Source organism: Hafnia sp. HMSC23F03, assembly GCF_001816025.1.
Lineage (GTDB): Bacteria > Pseudomonadota > Gammaproteobacteria > Enterobacterales > Enterobacteriaceae > Hafnia > Hafnia paralvei.
This window is the reverse complement of record NZ_KV824248.1, coordinates 17,742-34,924: the sequence shown is the minus strand read 5'-3', so window position 1 is coordinate 34,924 and position 17,183 is coordinate 17,742. Positions and strand designations below refer to the sequence as shown.

At 50.1% G+C, this 17,183-nt stretch carries 16 protein-coding genes and 1 tRNA gene; 14 read left to right on the top strand and 3 right to left on the bottom strand.

Annotation, left to right across the window (positions count from 1 at the left end; all coding sequences use genetic code 11):
• Positions 1 to 146: 146 nt before the first annotated feature.
• Positions 147 to 222: transfer RNA gene (locus tag HMPREF3091_RS21915), tRNA-Asn, on the bottom strand.
• A gap of 175 nt (positions 223 to 397) precedes the next feature.
• On the opposite strand from HMPREF3091_RS21915, the gene HMPREF3091_RS21910 reads away from it, so the two are divergent.
• The 5 genes from HMPREF3091_RS21910 to HMPREF3091_RS21890 are packed head-to-tail and all read left to right on the top strand — an operon-like array spanning position 398 to position 3,576.
• Complete coding sequence (locus tag HMPREF3091_RS21910) at positions 398 to 826, top strand: PPC domain-containing DNA-binding protein (protein ID WP_070719126.1); 429 nt, start codon at positions 398 to 400, stop codon at positions 824 to 826.
• A 2-nt stretch (positions 827 to 828) separates the two neighbouring features.
• On the top strand, positions 829 to 1,410 hold the full coding sequence (locus HMPREF3091_RS21905) for an ECF transporter S component (protein ID WP_070719123.1): 582 nt from the start codon (positions 829 to 831) through the stop codon (positions 1,408 to 1,410).
• The gene (locus HMPREF3091_RS21900) at positions 1,410 to 2,117 is read left to right on the top strand and encodes an energy-coupling factor transporter transmembrane component T (protein ID WP_004092056.1); all 708 of its coding nucleotides are present in this window, start codon (positions 1,410 to 1,412) and stop codon (positions 2,115 to 2,117) included. The genes HMPREF3091_RS21905 and HMPREF3091_RS21900 overlap by 1 nt, the downstream gene beginning before the upstream one ends.
• Entirely contained in the window at positions 2,102 to 2,929 is an 828-nt protein-coding gene (locus HMPREF3091_RS21895; RefSeq protein ID WP_070719119.1) for an energy-coupling factor ABC transporter ATP-binding protein, read from the top strand. The genes HMPREF3091_RS21900 and HMPREF3091_RS21895 overlap by 16 nt, the downstream gene beginning before the upstream one ends.
• Positions 2,923 to 3,576, top strand: a complete 654-nt coding sequence (locus HMPREF3091_RS21890) for an energy-coupling factor ABC transporter ATP-binding protein (protein ID WP_070719117.1) — start codon at positions 2,923 to 2,925, stop codon at positions 3,574 to 3,576. The genes HMPREF3091_RS21895 and HMPREF3091_RS21890 overlap by 7 nt, the downstream gene beginning before the upstream one ends.
• Here HMPREF3091_RS21890 and mtfA read toward each other — a convergent pair.
• Together mtfA and HMPREF3091_RS21880 are read right to left on the bottom strand one after the other, a co-directional pair.
• Complete coding sequence (gene mtfA, locus HMPREF3091_RS21885) at positions 3,569 to 4,363, bottom strand: DgsA anti-repressor MtfA (RefSeq protein WP_070719114.1); 795 nt, start codon at positions 4,361 to 4,363, stop codon at positions 3,569 to 3,571. The genes HMPREF3091_RS21890 and mtfA overlap by 8 nt on opposite strands.
• Positions 4,364 to 4,638: 275 nt before the next feature.
• Positions 4,639 to 6,273: a phosphoethanolamine transferase gene (locus HMPREF3091_RS21880; protein ID WP_070719111.1), complete on the bottom strand. Its 1,635-nt coding sequence runs from the start codon at positions 6,271 to 6,273 to the stop codon at positions 4,639 to 4,641.
• Positions 6,274 to 6,736: 463 nt separating this feature from the next.
• Between HMPREF3091_RS21880 and efeU the strand changes: the two genes are divergently transcribed.
• The 9 genes from efeU (at position 6,737) to HMPREF3091_RS21835 (ending at position 17,008) form a co-directional block, all read left to right on the top strand.
• Positions 6,737 to 7,582, top strand: a complete 846-nt coding sequence (gene efeU, locus HMPREF3091_RS21875; protein WP_070719108.1) for an iron uptake transporter permease EfeU — start codon at positions 6,737 to 6,739, stop codon at positions 7,580 to 7,582.
• A 44-nt stretch (positions 7,583 to 7,626) separates the two neighbouring features.
• The gene (gene efeO / locus HMPREF3091_RS21870; RefSeq protein WP_070719106.1) at positions 7,627 to 8,751 is read left to right on the top strand and encodes an iron uptake system protein EfeO; all 1,125 of its coding nucleotides are present in this window, start codon (positions 7,627 to 7,629) and stop codon (positions 8,749 to 8,751) included.
• 24 nt (positions 8,752 to 8,775) lie between these two features.
• A complete protein-coding gene (efeB, locus tag HMPREF3091_RS21865; protein WP_070719103.1) occupies positions 8,776 to 10,074 on the top strand; it encodes an iron uptake transporter deferrochelatase/peroxidase subunit in 1,299 nt (432 codons plus the stop codon).
• Positions 10,075 to 10,292: 218 nt separating this feature from the next.
• Positions 10,293 to 11,690 (top strand): anaerobic nitric oxide reductase flavorubredoxin, encoded by a 1,398-nt coding sequence (gene norV, locus HMPREF3091_RS21860; RefSeq protein ID WP_035503119.1) that lies wholly within the window; start codon positions 10,293 to 10,295, stop codon positions 11,688 to 11,690.
• Complete coding sequence (gene norW / locus HMPREF3091_RS21855; protein ID WP_083321497.1) at positions 11,668 to 12,843, top strand: NADH:flavorubredoxin reductase NorW; 1,176 nt, start codon at positions 11,668 to 11,670, stop codon at positions 12,841 to 12,843. Before norV ends, norW begins: the two co-directional genes overlap by 23 nt.
• A gap of 10 nt (positions 12,844 to 12,853) precedes the next feature.
• Positions 12,854 to 13,198 carry a TehB family protein gene (locus HMPREF3091_RS21850; protein ID WP_004092077.1) on the top strand — a complete coding sequence of 115 codons (345 nt, stop codon included), beginning with the start codon at positions 12,854 to 12,856 and terminating at the stop codon, positions 13,196 to 13,198.
• 186 nt (positions 13,199 to 13,384) lie between these two features.
• The gene (gene flhB, locus HMPREF3091_RS21845) at positions 13,385 to 14,536 is read left to right on the top strand and encodes a flagellar biosynthesis protein FlhB (protein WP_008813854.1); all 1,152 of its coding nucleotides are present in this window, start codon (positions 13,385 to 13,387) and stop codon (positions 14,534 to 14,536) included.
• Positions 14,529 to 16,604 carry a flagellar biosynthesis protein FlhA gene (gene flhA, locus HMPREF3091_RS21840; protein ID WP_004092108.1) on the top strand — a complete coding sequence of 692 codons (2,076 nt, stop codon included), beginning with the start codon at positions 14,529 to 14,531 and terminating at the stop codon, positions 16,602 to 16,604. The genes flhB and flhA overlap by 8 nt, the downstream gene beginning before the upstream one ends.
• Positions 16,604 to 17,008: a flagellar protein FlhE gene (locus HMPREF3091_RS21835; RefSeq protein WP_070719100.1), complete on the top strand. Its 405-nt coding sequence runs from the start codon at positions 16,604 to 16,606 to the stop codon at positions 17,006 to 17,008. Before flhA ends, HMPREF3091_RS21835 begins: the two co-directional genes overlap by 1 nt.
• Positions 17,009 to 17,183: the final 175 nt, after the last annotated feature.

Here is a 17,183-nt window from a genome sequence, read left to right as displayed (position 1 = left end):
TCAACAAACCGTGAGGCCCCCGATTAAGCCCCCACAAACTACAGATGTCAAGAAACCCGGCAGTCCTTGTCAGGATAGCCGGGTAAAGATAAGTTCTTGTTTTCTAAACGTTTCAGGACTCATAGAGATGTCATGAAACTAAAATTTGGCTCCTCTGACTGGACTCGAACCAGTGACATACGGATTAACAGTCCGCCGTTCTACCGACTGAACTACAGAGGAATCGTTTGAACGGGGCGAATATTAGCGAGCAGCGATAACGCTGTCAACGGCTAATTAGATTTATGCGTTTGTTTGCTGCTTAACTGCACAAAAAGCTAAAAGTTTGTTCTTTATCGCAAAGTAAGCATTTTTTTGTCCTTACTATAATACGGTTTAATCACATACTGGAAATACTATGCGTGCTAAGGATTTAGTCTCATCGAGCCAGTTTTATTCTCTCAGACTCCAGCCAGGAGCTGAGCTCATCGAGCAACTTCGTCAGTTTATTCAAGTTAATCACATCAAAGCCGGTTGGATCGCGTCCGTGGTCGGCAGTCTATCGTCCGTCTCTCTGCGCTACGCTGGGTGTGAGCGAACGAATCTTATTGAAGGAAAGTTTGAAGTCATTGCGCTAGGGGGGACTCTCGATAGCCAGTTTGAACACCTCCATATGTCCGTGGCGGATGAAACGGGGCGAGTGATTGCGGGGCATGTTATGTCAGGGAATATCGTCAGAACAACGCTAGAGCTTATTATCGGTGAGCTGTGTGACGTCGAGTTTTCGCGACAGCACTGCGTGTTATCTGGATATGACGAATTAGTTATTACCTCTAAGGAAGCGTGAACATGAGAAAGGAACACCGTTTTTCCAGTCGTAGCCTAGTTCTGATCGTCATTTGTGTTGCTATTAATATGATTGCAGGCCAAATGATTTCCATGCTGAAACTACCCTTGTTTCTAGATTCGATCGGAACCGTGCTTTGCGCGGTGCTTGCGGGGCCGTGGGTGGCACTCTTTACCGGGCTAGTAACCAATGTGTTATGGGGATTGTTAACAGGCCCAATCGCAGCCGCTTTTGCCCCCGTGGCCATGGTCATTGGTTGCGTAGCCGGTTTTATGGCGCGCGCAGGATGGTTCAGAACGTTCGGGCGAGTGATCGCTAGCGGCGTCGTTATTACGCTGGCTTTGACCGTTGTGGCAGTGCCAATTCGGACCTATTTATTTGGTGGGGCGACCGGCAGTGGAGCAGATTTTGTCGTCGCCTATCTGCATGCAGTGGGTGAGGGGCTGCAAGAGTCGGTGGCTTTCACCGTTCTTGGGCTTAACCTGATAGACAAAATCCTCACCGTGCTCATCGTCTGGCTGTTATTGCGCCGTATGCCAGAGCGTACGCGGCACAATTTCCCGCAAATGGCACCGGTACGGTAATGCATCCTTTTACCTTACTGATGCTCTGGATATGGTACTCGGTTAGCGCACTATTTTTACCTGTTAACCTGCTGGTGGGATGGGGCGCGTTACCGGTTGCTATCATTTTAGCTTGGCCGGCGGCGCGCTGGCGGATAAGCATTATTCTGGCTGTTATGCTGCCGATGGGACTTGGGTTATGGCTTGTACATGGGCATTGGCTGCATAGTTTTTTAACTGAGGGCGGCGGTGGCTCTTTGGCTGTTCCTATTTTTGCAATAACGCTTTGGTTGCGGTTATTGGTGTTCTTTGCTGGCGCTCAGCTCTGGTTACAAAAAGTCTCAACGCCATATTTTGTCCAAGCGCTATTTTCCAGCCGGTTGCCGCCTAGCGTTGCCTATCTTTGCGCTGGCCCTTTGTTGCTTAAAGAACAGTTAAGGCAGCAATTAGCCGCCATTCGTGAGGCGCAGGCAGCGCGCGGCGTGGCTTTTGATGGCAATGTTTTCCAGCGAATCAAAACAATTTTACCTTTGCTTTCCCCGCTATTGCTGCAAAGTTTGCACGACCTCAGCACCCGCAGTGCGGCGTTAGATGCCCGTGCTTTTCGGCTTTTCCCTCATCGCACTATTTTGAATCCTGTTCGAGAGCATAAGTTCGAGCCGTGGCTACGGTTTATGCTTTTAGGTTTTTTGTTGATAGAGGGAGGCGCGTTTTGGCTTTATCGATAAACATTGAACGGCTTAGCGTCGACATTCACCATGCTTTTCGGCTGGGGCCGCTTTCTTTGCAGATGGATCCGGGGCAGTGGTTGGCGGTTCTGGGGGGGAATGGCTCAGGGAAAAGCCAGCTAGCAAGTTTGTTAGTGGGTGAGTTCGAGGAGACAGCCGTTTCTCTCGTTGAAGGCCGTGGAGAGGTATTAGGCTACGATATTATGCGTTCTGATATTCCACTTTATACAAAACAATGGGTACAGCAATCACCGTATCTACAGTTTTCAGGCTGCTGTTTTACGGTTGAAGATGAGGTTGCATTTGGACCTCAAAATTTGGCACTACCAGCGCCAGAAATTCTAAGCCGAGTGGAAACCGCGTTGCAACGCTTTGGCTGCCAACACTTACGCCAGCGTAATCCCCAGTCATTGTCGGGCGGGGAAGCTCAGAAAGTGTTGCTCGCCTGTATAATGGTTATGCATCCCAAACTGTTAGTCCTCGATCAGGCTTTGGGACGTTTGAGCAAAGAGGCAACTTATCAATGTTTGGATGCAATTTTGCAATATTCCCGAGAGCTCCAATGTAGCGTTATCCTTCTTGAACATCGGCTTTTCCCTGCGGTGGACTACTGCCAGCAGCTGGTTTTACTCGATAAGGGAACCACATCTCCGGTCGATAGTCATGCGCTATTATCCTTGATTCCACGGGTGATTTTGCCTGATCAGCTTAAGAAAATACTGCTTGATAAACTACCACTTGATAAACCACCACATCACAACGACCTGTGGGATGTACTCAAACCATTTTTGCGGAACGATCAAGCATGCTAATCATGAAAGATATGGCGTTTAGCTGGGAAGATCGCAGCCCGTGTTTGCAAAACGTGAACTTGCATATTCATCGGGGCGAGCAGTGGGTGATTACAGGCGAGAATGGGGCAGGAAAATCGACGTTGCTTAGATTGGCTGCGGGTCTGCTGGCGCCGAGCCAAGGCACCCTCTATCTCAATAGTACAGAGACAGTAAACATGAAAGCCGTCGATAAAGCGGCGCTGGCTGGGATGTTATTTCAAGAGGTCGAGCGCCAGCTTTTTCATAGTACGGTCGTGGAGGAGATCCGCTTCGGGCTACGGCTGCAAGGGTTAGATAAAGCGGTGATTGAGCAACGCACGGCTGACGCCTTGGCTTTGTGCGAATTAGCCTCGGTGGCTACAAAGCATCCGCTCGACCTGCATAGTGGTCAGCGACGCATGGTGGCTGTCGCCTGTCTCTGTGCTATGGAACCACCGTTGTTGCTTTTGGATGAACCCAGCAGAGATTTTGATCCCTATTGGCTTGCCGTGTTTGAACGCTGGTTATCCCAAAGCCGTGAACGAGGCGCGACGGTACTTGCGATCAGCCATGATCCTGAGTTTACCGCTCGGAATTTCCAGAAAGTCATTCATGTCTGCAACGGAACGGTGAAGATGCTTAGCTGAGATGGGCGAAATTCTTATCCTGCTCTAGCGACTGACGTTGTCGCTCCAGCGGATCTTGCCGGTAGAAGCTTTTAAAGTGCGCGTACATTTCTGGAAAGCGTTCGGCGAGGAGCTCAGGGGCACTGAAAAAATATTCTGATAACACAGCGAAGCACTCTGCTGGCTCACTCGCTGCATAGGCATCAAGGCTAGTCGCGCCTTCACCGACCACGTCAATTTCATCTTGAATGGATGCCATCGCCGCATGGAGATCATGCTCCCATTGAGCCATATCTTTTAACGCAATCGGCGGTACGCCGCTAGCAACCCCAGCGTTACGCATATCAAGCTTATGTGCCGTTTCATGGATAATAAGGTTGTAGCCGGAAAGGTCGAAAGAGTCTCTAACATCCATAAGATTAAGGATCACAGGGCCTTGGGCGGAACACTGGCCTGCCTGCACCATGGGCCCCGCATGGACTAACCCGATATCATCTTGCCACTCTTCATGGTAGATGAACGGTTCTGGATAGAGAAGAATCTCGTGAAAGCCATCTAGCCAGTCAATACTGAGCTCAAGAACGGGCAGAGAGAATAGCAGCGCAATGCGCGCCTCTATTAACGGTGTGATATGCAGATCTTGTAGCGGGACAATACGTTTAAGCTGCAAAAATTTTGAGGCGATGAGCGTAAGTTTCTGAAGTTCACGAGGGGTAAGCGTTGAAAGCAGTGGAATAGCTGAAGCCTCTTCCCAAGGGTAATTGGCAAGAGGGGTGTTTGCACCTGCGTTCCAAGGCCACTTAATCATTAGAATGCTCGTAACATGAACGTTTATTACTCACTGTTTTATCATGAATGAACATCAGAATAAAACAGCAAACTAAGCGCGTAGATAACCACTTTTTTGTGTGGCTGTCTGTGATAAAGTCCACGCTTGCCGCTTGTTAGAACAAATAAATCAAGATGTTGGCAGTCCTAGAATTCTATCGGCGGGGGGGACACGTGATCATTTTGATTAGGCAAAAGAAAAGCCACGCGTGTTCGTGGCTTTCGTTGTTTTTCAGGTTAAACGCCGCTGCTGCGCTACGGGTTTTGTGTTCTACATGTTTTCAAAATATCGAGACTTGGATTGTACTCTTTCGTCTGAACATTCATCATCGACAGCATGGTGTGGAACAGATTGTCGTGAGAAAACTCGTTGTTTTTTGCAAGATTAGCCACGCAGGCACGGTCGATACCTTGCGCTTTCACATAGCTATCAGACAGCCACATCTCCATTGGGACATGGGTCTGTTCTTTAGGTGCAAATTTGTAAGGCGTGCCATGCAAATAAAGCCCGTCTTCGCCCAAGGATTCACCGTGGTCTGAGACATAATACAATGCAACGTTATAGTCCTTTTCATAGCCTTTTAACCGCTGAATAAACTGGCTCACCACATAATCGGTGTAGCGAATGGTGTTGTCGTAGGTATTAACCAACTGCTGTTGGGTGCAGTTTTCAATATCGCTACGCTGGCAGTCAGGCATGAAGAAGCGGAATTCTTTTGGATACCTTTTATAGTAAGTCGGGCCATGGCTCCCAATCAGATGGAATGCCAATGTTTTGTTTTTTCCATCATTAGGAATGAGCTTATCTAAATCGTTCAACAATACGGCGTCGTAGCAGGTATCGCCATCACACAGATTTTTATCGCTATTGGTCGGCACGATTTGTGTAGGGATACGATCGCAAGCGCCTTTGCATCCTTCGTCGTTGTCTTTCCAGTAGGTTGATACCCCTGCTTTTTGCAGGATATCCATTAAACCTTCGCTGTTACGCGCAATATTATTGTCGAAATGCGTACGTGGCATATTTGAGAACATACAAGGCACGGATACTGCGGTGGCGGTGCCACACGAGCTGACTTTAGAGAAGTAGATCAGATCCGGTTCTTGGCTGGTGTAAGGATTGGTTGGGCGAGGATATCCCTGTAGCTGCTGGTTCTGATTTCGTGCGGTTTCACCCACAATCAAAAATACTAGCGTTGGCTTACTGCCGGTTTTCTGTACTAATTTGGCATCGTCGCCAATCTTACGGAAGGGAATCGGTTTAGTCAGATAGCGACGGTTAATATATTGCGACGCGCTGTACAGATAATTAGTCGGCAGAATTTCAAGATTCAGCGTGCGGTTGTTGCGTCCCACGGAGGCATAGTCTTGATAATACAGGCTAGCTACGAGCGCGATAATAAGAAGAGAAACCAGCATGGAGACGAGGCGTAGCCCCAAACGCGCAATGATGCCATGCGCATAGATAATCTGGGTTTTCATCAGCAGGATGCAGGGCAAAATACCGGTAAACAGCACCCATAACACAACCGAGAAATTATAGTACGAAGAGGCTTCCGCAGAATTGGTTTCAAAAATATTCTCAATCATTGACCGATCAAAAATAATTTTGTACTTCAGTTGGGCGTAGCTTGCAAAGGCACTCATCACCAGCACGATGCAGAAAAAGGGTTTAAAAATCGGTTTAAACGTAAAAGGGGTAAAGACAAAGTTGAGTGCGGCGATCAATACCAGCGGAATCGATAGGGCAAAGCCGAGTTTATAGTTATCCAACGATGTGAGGATGCGATAAAAATGCAGCAAAATCGGTAGGTTAACTACCAGTGTAAAATAAATCGCCAGAATAATCGTCAGCGACAAAAAGCTGACTTTCAAAACCTTTCGCTGCAAGGGAAACGCTCCTAAAATGCAAGTAAACGGCTTTTGCTGTCATGACAAAGCCGAGAAATAAGCGAAAACGCTGATAGTATCAGGCAAATTTAGCGAGCTAAACTTAAGATAGCCTTAAGCTCCCGTGAATGAATTGCTGTAGTAGGGTGTTGAAAATACAGGAGAGTGATAAAACGCAAAGAAAATTATGCGCCGCGAAACAGCATTAAGACCCGCTTTGAATAAACGCCATCAACGGCCTAATTAGTTCCTCGTCCATATCCGTGAGTCATCTTCTTCGCTCAATCTATTTGTTTTTAAGAATTATTTTCATTTCAAATACCCATGGGTAACAACTGGCTACACTTTAATTCACAAATATTATGCATTGGGCGCTTGTTTTTTTATTGATCGTAATGATAATCGGTATCATTACTTTTACCGTTCTTTACATGCGTGTTACGCGCAAGCAAGAGAGAAAAACATGTTTGTTCCATTTCTCATCATGTTCCGCGAGGGGCTTGAAGCTGCACTGATCGTAAGTCTTATCGCCAGTTATTTAAAACGTACCCAGCGCTCTCAATGGCTAGGCATTGTATGGGTCGGCGTTATTTTGGCTGCGGCACTCTGCTTAGGGTTAGGTATCTTTATCAATGAAACCACCGGTGAATTCCCCCAAAAACAGCAAGAACTGTTTGAAGGGATTGTCGCCGTCGTTGCGGTAGGTATTTTGACGTACATGGTTTTTTGGATGCGTAAAGTTTCCCGTTCGGTAAAAACACATTTAGAAGGCGCGATAGACAATGCGCTTAATGCAGGTAAAGGGCAGGGATGGGCGTTAGTCGCGATGGTGTTTTTTGCCGTTGCGCGTGAAGGTCTGGAGTCCGTGTTTTTCCTGCTGGCGGCTTTCCAGCAAGATGTTGGCATTCAGGCACCGATTGGTGCGGTGCTCGGATTAGTGTGCGCCATCATTGTCGGCATGATGATCTATTGGGGCGGCGTAAAACTGCATTTGGCCAAGTTCTTTAAATGGACCAGCCTATTTATTCTGTTTGTTGCTGCAGGTCTGGCTGCCGGAGCCATCCGCGCTTTCCACGAAGCCGGGCTTTGGAATTATCTGCAAGACATTGCCTTTAACTTCACCGATGTGCTCTCGACTCATTCACTTTTGGGAACGTTGCTCGAAGGTATTTTCGGTTATCAGGAAGCTCCGACCGTCAGTGAGGTTCTGGTGTATTTCCTCTATCTCATACCAGCACTGATTTTCTTCTTCATGCCGCAGCGAGCCGTTGATGAAGCGGCGAACCGTAACACGAGTCAGTCACGTTAATTAAAACCAAATAATATTGAACAACTTGTCAGGGAGTCACCGTTATGTCCATCCAGATTTTCCGCCGCACCGCGTTATCTCTTGCTCTGCTGGCGCTGCCTACTACTGCAGCTTTGGCGGCTGAAGCGTTGCCTCAGGTCAAAATTTCAGTTAACGACAAACAATGTGAGCCAATGACGCTGACCATTCCTGCCGGGAAAACTCAGTTCATTGTGCATAACAATAGCCAAAAGGCGCTGGAGTGGGAAATTCTCAAAGGCGTGATGGTTGTTGAAGAGCGTGAAAATATTGCTCCCGGTTTTACCCAAAAAATGACAGCAACTTTAGAACCGGGTGAATACGATATGACCTGTGGTTTGCTCAGCAATCCTAAGGGCAAAATTATTGTTCAAGCCGTTGAAGGTGCGACGGCTGCAAAAACGGATGCTATGGCATTGGTGGGCCCCATTGCTGAGTACAAAGTTTACGTGATGCAAGAAGTGAAACAGCTGGTGGAACAGACTAAAGCATTCACTGATGCCGTGAAAAAAGGTGATTTAGCCACGGCGCAAAAACTGTATGCGCCTACGCGCCAGCACTATGAGCGAATTGAGCCGATTGCTGAGCTGTTCTCCGATCTCGATGGCAGCATCGATGCGCGCGAAGATGACTATGAGCAAAAAGCACAGGATCCTAACTTCACTGGTTTCCATCGTTTGGAAAAAGTGCTGTTTGGTGACAAAACCACCAAAGGGGCCGATGGTTACGCTGACCGCTTGATGAAAGACGTGCTTGAGCTGCAAAACCGTGTGACAACCCTAACTTTCGCGCCAAGCAAAGTGGTTGGCGGCGCGGCAGGTTTGATTGAAGAAGTGGCTGCCAGCAAAATCAGCGGTGAAGAAGATCGCTACAGCCGTACCGACCTGTGGGACTTCCGTGCAAATGTCGATGGCGCGCAGAAAATCGTTAACCTGCTGCGCCCAATGTTGGAAAAAGCTAACCCTCAGCTGTTGGCAAAAATTGATGCCAACTTTAAAACCGTTGACGCCATTTTGGATAAATATCGTACCAAAGATGGCTATGAGTCCTATGAGAAGCTGACCACTGCCGATCGCAACGCGATGAAAGGCCCAATTACGGCGCTGGCAGAAGATTTAGCGCAGCTGCGCGGTGTTTTAGGTCTCGATTAAAAGCAACGTTTTGAGGTTGGAAAAATGAGTGGTAAAGGATGCCCGGTCACCGGGCTGACTGGGGGAGCAGAAATGCCTTCCCGCCGTCGTTTATTGATTGGCGCAGGGGCGCTGGGCAGCGCGCTCGCGCTCGGTGGCGCAGTCAAAGCGGATACGGGAACTAAGCCTCTGGCGACGGCAGCGTCACCGGAAAATGCACGTTGGCAGAAACAGCCGTTTTACGGTGAACATCAGGCCGGTGTGCTGACGCCGCAGCAAGCATCGGCGATGTTGGTTGCTTTTGATGTGTTGGCGACCAACGCAGAAGATTTACAGCGTTTGATGAAGTTACTCACCGAGCGGATAGCATTTTTGACGCACGGCGGCAAAGCACCGCATGCCGATGCCAAATTGCCGCCGCTAGATTCAGGGATCATGGGGCCGGATATCTATCCAGATAACCTCACTATCACGGTTTCGGTAGGTAATTCTCTGTTTGATGAGCGCTTTGGGCTCGCGGCTCAAAAACCTACGCAGTTGCAAAAGATGACGCGTTTCCCCAACGATTCTCTTGATGCCAATATTTGCCACGGCGATCTGTTATTGCAAATTTGCAGCAACAGCAATGACAGCGTGATCCATGCGCTACGCGACATTATCAAATATACGCCTGATTTACTTAGCGTACGCTGGCGGCGCGAGGGGTTTATTTCCACCCATGCGGCGCAGAGCCAAGGTAAAGAAACACCGATCAACCTGCTCGGTTTTAAAGATGGCACGGCCAATCCCAATGCCAGCGATAAGCCGCTAATGGACGATATTGTTTGGGTGACGGCCGATCAACAAGAGCCAGCTTGGACGGTGGGTGGCAGCTATCAGGCGGTGCGTATCATCCGTTTTCGCGTTGAATTCTGGGATCGCACGCCACTGCAAGAGCAGCAGACTATTTTTGGGCGTGACAAAGCCAGTGGTGCTCCACTGGGTATGAATCATGAGCATGATGAGCCTGATTACAGCAGGGATCCCGACGGAAAAGTTATCCCGCTCGATGCGCATATTCGCTTAGCCAACCCGCGCACTAAAGAAACGCACAGCAGCTTGATGATGCGCCGTGGCTATAGCTATTCGCAGGGGGTTTCCAATTCAGGGCAGCTGGATATGGGACTACTGTTTGTCTGCTATCAACACGATCTGGATAAAGGATTTATCACGGTGCAAAAGCGCCTGAATGGCGAGGCGCTAGAAGAGTACATTAAGCCTATCGGTGGTGGTTACTTCTTTGTATTACCGGGAGTAAAGGACGAAAAGCATTATCTGGGCGAGGGCATGTTCCAAAAAATTTAGTCTCGCTCATCTAGATAAATCCCCCCGTTTTCTCCATCCGTTGCCATTCCAGTCCCCCGCATCAGGGGACTGGCTTTTGCATTGAATCTACCCCTCAAGTATTACCCTCTGAAAAAAACCGCCCTTTAAGTTGCATTTAAAATGCATATTAAATACCATAATTGAAAAGGCGCATTTGAAATGCATATTTAAGAGTGAAAAATAATCAGGAGTGGTTCATGGCTATTCAGGTAAAAAACAACGTCTATTGGGTCGGTAAACAAGATTGGGAACTGCGCGAATTTCACGGCAGCGAGTACTCAACTCACAAAGGCTCTAGCTATAACAGCTATCTGATTAAAGAAGAAAAAAATGTTCTGATTGATACGGTGTGGACCCCCTATGCCGCAGAGTTTGTTGCTAATCTCGAACGCGAAATCGATTTAAATAAAATCGATTTCATCATCGCTAACCACGCCGAGAGCGACCACAGCGGTGCGCTGCCTGCGTTGATGGCGAAAATCCCCAATACGCCGATTTACTGCACCGCGAACGGGGTTAATTCAATCAAAGGTCACTACCATCAGGACTGGAATTTCCGTGTCGTGAAAACCGGTGATTCCATTGATATTGGCAACGGCAAAAAGCTGGTCTTTGTTGAAGCCCCCATGCTGCACTGGCCTGACAGCATGATGACCTACATGACCGAAGATGCTCTGCTGTTCAGCAATGATGCTTTTGGTCAGCACCTCGCCAGCGCCTGTTTATTCAATGATGAGATTGACCAAAACGAGCTGTACAACGAGTGCATCAAGTATTACGCCAATATCCTGACGCCTTTCAGCAAGCTGGTGACCAAAAAAATTGAAGAAGTGTTATCGCTGAATTTACCGCTCGACATGATCTGTACTTCACACGGCATCATATGGCGCGATAACCCCGCACAAATCGTTGAAAACTATTTGAAGTGGGCCGATAGCTATCAAGAAAACCAAATTACGCTGATTTACGACACCATGTGGAATGGCACTCGAACCATGTCTGAGGCCATTGCTCGCGGGATACGACAAGCCGATCCCAGCGTGGTGGTGAAGCAATTCAATCTCGCTAACTCAGATAAAAACGACGTGCTGACGGAAGTGTTTAAATCCAAAGGTATTCTGGTGGGCTCGCCGACGGTAAACAACGTTATGTTGCCGCAGGTGGCAGGATTATTGGAAGAGATGCAGGGCCTACGTTTTACTGGGAAAACTGCAGCCGCATTTGGTAGTCACGGCTGGAGCGGTGGGGCGGTTGATCGGATCTCCTCTCGTCTACAAGACTGCGGTTTCATGATGATGCGAGGTATTAAAGCTGAATGGAAACCGACCGAAGACGCGGTCGCTCAGTGTGAAGCCTTTGGCGCCGAGTTCGCGCGCCAGTTTGGTATTCCCGCCTGTTGTGACACGGGCTGCGGCGGGGCAGAAAAAGCAACGTCGGGCAAATGGATCTGCCGCACCTGCTCTTGGGTCTACGATCCTGAGCTGGGCGAGCCTAACCAAGGGGTACCTGCCGGCACTGCTTGGGAAGATGTACCCGAAAGTTTCCTGTGCCCAGTATGTCTGATGGGCAAAGATGATTTTTACCCAGCAGATTAAGGACAGCATGATGGCAGATAATCATCCTCTTATCATCGTGGGTAGCGGTCACGCAGGATTACAGCTGGCGCGCAACGTGCGTCGCTTGCAGGCAAGCGCGGGGCTGGTGATGATCTGCGCCGATGACGGTGTGGATTATTCTAAACCCCAGTTGAGCCATGCATTTAGCCAGCAGCAAACGGCGCAGCATCTCACGCGCAAAACGGCGGAAGAACTCCGTCAGGAGCTGAAAATGATGTTGCTCAGTGGGCAACGCGTTGAGGCTATTAATCCCAACGCTCGCACCGTTCAGGTCAACGGACGAACGTTGGCCTACAGCAAACTGGTGCTGGCAACGGGAGCGCGCGCTTTTATTCCCCCCATGGCGGGGGATGCTCGCGAAGAAATACTGACGCTTAACAGCTTGCAGGAATATCTCTATCTGCGTGAGCGTATGACGTGTGGAGAGCGCGTTCTGGTCATTGGTGGCGGATTGATTGGCACTGAAATTGCCCACGATCTGGCTGTAGCTGGTAAGCGAGTTAGCGTATGCGATCCGTCTCCGAATCTTCTCGCCAGCCTATTGCCTGTGTTTGCTGCCCAACGCTTGTCCACGGCGCTGCGCGATCTCTCCTGTGAGCTCATGCTGAATAACACGCTGGAAATGCTACAACGGCTGCCACAGGGCGTACGAGCGACGTTCACCCGCGGCGAAGAGCGTGAGTTCGATCATGTGATCTGCGCGGCAGGGTTACGTCCAAATATTGAGCTTGCCGCTCAAGCAGGTTTAAACGTTGAGCGGGGCGTTGTAGTGGACAACCAGTTACGTACTTCTGACCCCGATATCTATGCGCTAGGCGATGTTGCCCAGATTGAAGGGCGTCTCTGGCCGTTTTTACAACCTATTTCACAAAGCGCAGCGGCGCTGGCAAAAACGCTCAGCGGTGAGCCAACCCACGTATCGCTGCCGATCATGCCGATTAACGTAAAAACGCCACGCTTCCCGATACAGCTAGCGGGGGAAACATGCGCCGATGATGTGACTTGGCAGAGAGAAGAGATGCCCGACGGCCTGCTGGCTAAAGGTTATCGTAATGACAAGCTCGTCGCCTATATCGCAGGCGGTTCGGCTCAAATGCAAGGCTTGACGCTACTGCGTCAACTATCACTGTAGAGGTGGATATATGTTTAAAATCCCAGCAAATTATCGTGTCACACGCAGCACTCCGTTCTTTAATCGCCAAACCGTTCCGGCTGCGCTGTTGAGCCACCACAACACCAAAGCCGGTGTATATGGTCGTCTATCGGTCATGCAAGGTGCGGTGAAATACTACGGTTTTGCTAATGAGCAGGCACAAACGCCTGAAATTGAGCTCACCATTCATGCCGGTCAGTTTGGTGTTTCACCGCCACAGTACTGGCATAAAGTAGAGCTGCTTACCGAAGATACCTACTTCAATCTCGACTTCTTCGCTCAGGAAGAGATTCAAGCGGAGAAAGGCGATTTGAGCAAGGTGGTTGATTGCTAATGATACTCCGGCCATGAGCTTTATCCGCTCGTTTTAGCCCCCTCGCAAAAGATGAGGGGGCTGACATCTTTTACTTTCGATCACCCAATAAACCTAAATTTCCCCCCTTTATTCCCGCTATGGCTTTTTTTCTCCTCTGTCATCCTATGCACTGACTTATTTTCATCTTTGGTTCAGGCTTGCGCGGTGTCAGAAGATAGCGATCTGGAAAAAACAGAAGACCCCACATCCCACAAACTTGAAAAAGCGCGTGAGAAGGGGCAAGTACCGCGTTCGCGTGAGCTCACGTCAATGCTGATGTTGGCTGCCGGTATTTCTATTCTACTGATCGGCGGCGAGCATTTGGCGCGCCAACTGGCCGCGATGATTTCGCAGGGCTTACAGTTCGATCAGCTGCTGATCAGCAATGACAAACAGATGCTGAGACAGCTGGGTAACCTGCTGCAACAGGCCGTTGCCGCGCTAATGCCGGTGCTACTTGGTCTGATGCTGGTGGGATGGGCTGCCCCCATGCTGATTGGCGGTTTTTTCTTTAATCCCGGCTCGATCAAATTTGATTTAAGCAAAATGAGCCTACTCTCGGGCTTGAAGCGTCTATTTTCCAGTCAGGCGTTGGCGGAGCTGCTGAAGGGCGTGCTGAAGGTCATTTTGGTGAGTTGGGTTGCTGGGTGGTTTCTCTGGCACTACTGGGGACAGATGCTGGCGTTGATTGCCGAATCGCCGCTTGATGCCATGGGGGATGCGCTGCATCTGATTGGCATGTGCGGGTTGTTGATCGTTCTCGGTTTGGTACCGATGGTGGCGTTTGACGTTTTCTATCAAATCTGGAGCAACCTCAACAAGCTAAAAATGACCAAGCAGGAAATTAAAGACGAATTCAAAGAACAAGAGGGCGATCCACACGTTAAGGGGCGTATCCGCCAGCAACAGCGTGCCGCTGCGCGCCGCCGAATGATGAGCGATGTGCCAAAAGCGGATGTGATCGTCACTAACCCAACGCATTATGCGGTGGCGTTGCAGTATCAGGAAAACAAGATGAGTGCGCCAAAAGTATTGGCGAAAGGGGCCGGTGAGATTGCGCTGCGCATCAAAGAGCTGGGAAATCAGCATCGAATCCCTCAGCTTGAAGCTCCCCCTTTGGCGCGTGCGCTCTATCGACACAGCGAAATTGGGCACCATATTCCCGCCACGCTTTATGCCGCGGTTGCCGAAGTTTTAGCCTGGGTTTATCAGCTAAAACGTTGGCAAAAAGAGGGCGGATTAGCACCGAAGAAACCACAAAACTTGCCAGTGCCGGAAGCACTGGATTTTGCCGGAGAGAAGACCACCGATGAGTAATTTGGCCGCGTTGTTACGCATGCAGGGCATGAATGGTGCTCAGTGGAAAATATTGGCTGGCCCAATACTTATCCTGATGATCCTGTCGATGATGGTGCTGCCGCTGCCGCCGTTCATTCTGGATTTATTGTTTACCTTTAATATTGCGCTCTCAATCATGGTGTTGCTGGTGGCCATGTTCACCCAACGCACGCTAGAGTTTGCGGCGTTCCCGACGATTCTTCTGTTCTCCACGTTGCTGCGCCTTTCGCTTAACGTCGCATCGACGCGCGTAATTTTGCTTGATGGACACACCGGCGGCGCGGCGGCTGGTCGAGTCATTGAAGCCTTCGGCCACTTTTTGGTGGGCGGCAACTTTGCCATTGGTATCGTGGTGTTCATCATCTTGGTATTGATTAACTTCATGGTTATCACCAAGGGGGCTGGACGTATTGCCGAAGTGGGGGCGCGCTTTGTGCTCGATGGTATGCCCGGCAAGCAGATGGCGATCGACGCCGATCTCAATGCAGGGCTGATCGGTGAAGACGAAGCGAAAAAACGGCGTTCGGAAGTGACGCAGGAAGCCGATTTTTACGGTTCAATGGATGGTGCCAGTAAGTTTGTCCGCGGTGACGCCGTTGCCGGTTTGATGATTATGGCGCTAAACGTGATCGGCGGATTGCTGGTGGGGGTGATTCAACATGGTATGCCCGTGGGGCAGGCGGCGGAAACCTATACATTGTTGACCATCGGTGACGGCTTGGTCGCACAGATCCCCGCGCTGGTTATCTCAACCGCTGCTGGGGTTATCGTCACCCGCGTGAGCACCGATCAGGATGTCGGTGAACAGATGGTGAATCAGCTGTTCAGCAATCCGCGCGTGATGATCCTTAGCGCCTCGGTGCTGGGCTTACTCGGTTTGGTACCGGGCATGCCAAACTTGGTCTTTTTGCTCTTCACCGCAGCACTGCTCGGTATTGCCTATTGGATCAGCAAACGTGAAGGTCGAGCAGCACCGTCTCAGGCTGAACAGGTGGTACCTGAAGCACCTCCGGTCGTAGAGGCGACATGGGAAGATGTACAGCTTGAGGATCCGCTCGGTTTAGAAGTGGGCTACCGACTTATTCCTATGGTCGATTTCCAGCAAAACGGTGAACTGTTGGGGCGTATCCGCAGTATTCGCAAGAAGTTTGCCCAGACGATGGGCTTTTTACCGCCGGTGGTACATATCCGCGACAACCTCGAACTGAGCCCTTCGGGTTACCGCATTTTGCTTAAGGGGATCGAAGCAGGGCGTGGAGAAGCTCACCCTGGCCGCTGGTTAGCGATAAATCCAGGCAGTGCCGCCGGTACGCTGGAAGGTGAGGCAACGGTCGATCCGGCATTTGGTCTACCGGCCATCTGGATTGATAATGCGTTACGTGAACAAGCTCAGATACAAGGTTTCACGGTCGTTGAATCTAGCACCGTGGTTGCGACGCACCTCAATCATTTGATTGGGATTCACGCCAGTGAACTCTTTGGCCGCCAAGAGGCTCAGCAACTGTTGGAGCGCGTCACGCAGGAGATGCCGAAGCTGACCGACGACCTTATTCCGGGCACTATCAGCCTGACTACGCTACACAAAGTGCTACAAAATCTGCTGGCGGAAAAAGTATCGATTCGTGATATGCGCACGATTATTGAAACCTTGTCAGAACATGCGCCAACGCAAAGCGATCCCTATGAGCTTACCGCGGTTATCCGCGTGGCGTTGGGACGGGCGATTACTCAGCAGTGGTTCCCTGGAGAAGGTGAAATTCAGGTTATCGGTTTAGACACGCCGCTGGAGCGACTGTTATTGCAAGCGCTTCAGGGCGGAGGCGGTCTTGAACCCGGTCTAGCCGATCGTCTGCTGGAGCAGGCTAAACAGGCATTACAACGTCAAGAGATGCTTGGCGCACCGCCAGTACTACTGGTTAATCACGCCCTACGGCCATTGCTCGCACGTTTCCTGCACCGCTCTCTTCCGCAGATGGTGGTGCTCTCAAACATGGAAATCAGCGAGAACCGTCAGCTGCGTATGACTTCAACGATTGGTGCTGCTTAATGAAACATCTTATGCTCATGGGGTTACTGCTAATGCTTCCGTTGTCAGCTAACGCTACCGGAGGCAGTTGGTCGGCAGACAGCACGGGGGCAACACTGAGCCACAAAGGCGTCAGCGTTTCATCCCGCACACTCAATCCACCCGCGGCGATTCCCGCCGGTGCAGTTATTCAGGATGTAGTGTGGCGTTATCAGCTACTCAATCCCGCTCCTGCGGGGTTAGCAGTACAACTCTGCTCGCCAAACCGATGTTTCTGGTTAGACAGCGCCAATGGACAAAGCGCCGCGCTTCAAGGTGAGTCAGCAGCGGTACCGCTCACGATGAGCCTACAAATTCCCGGCAAGGGCGTGGTGTATCCACCGGTGAGGGTGGTGAGCCAGCAGGTGATAGTGAATTATCGGTAGGATATGGTTGTTCTAGTGTCAGGTTTCGTACGCCTGTCGTTGATGTTGTTCCTGTGTAAGTTTTCGTACGCCTGTCATTGATGGAACTGCTGTGTAAGGTTCCGCCCGCCTGTTCATATCGAGCTTCATTGATACACTGGCGAAGGCGTACGGGCAGAGACCACCAGCGCGTGGT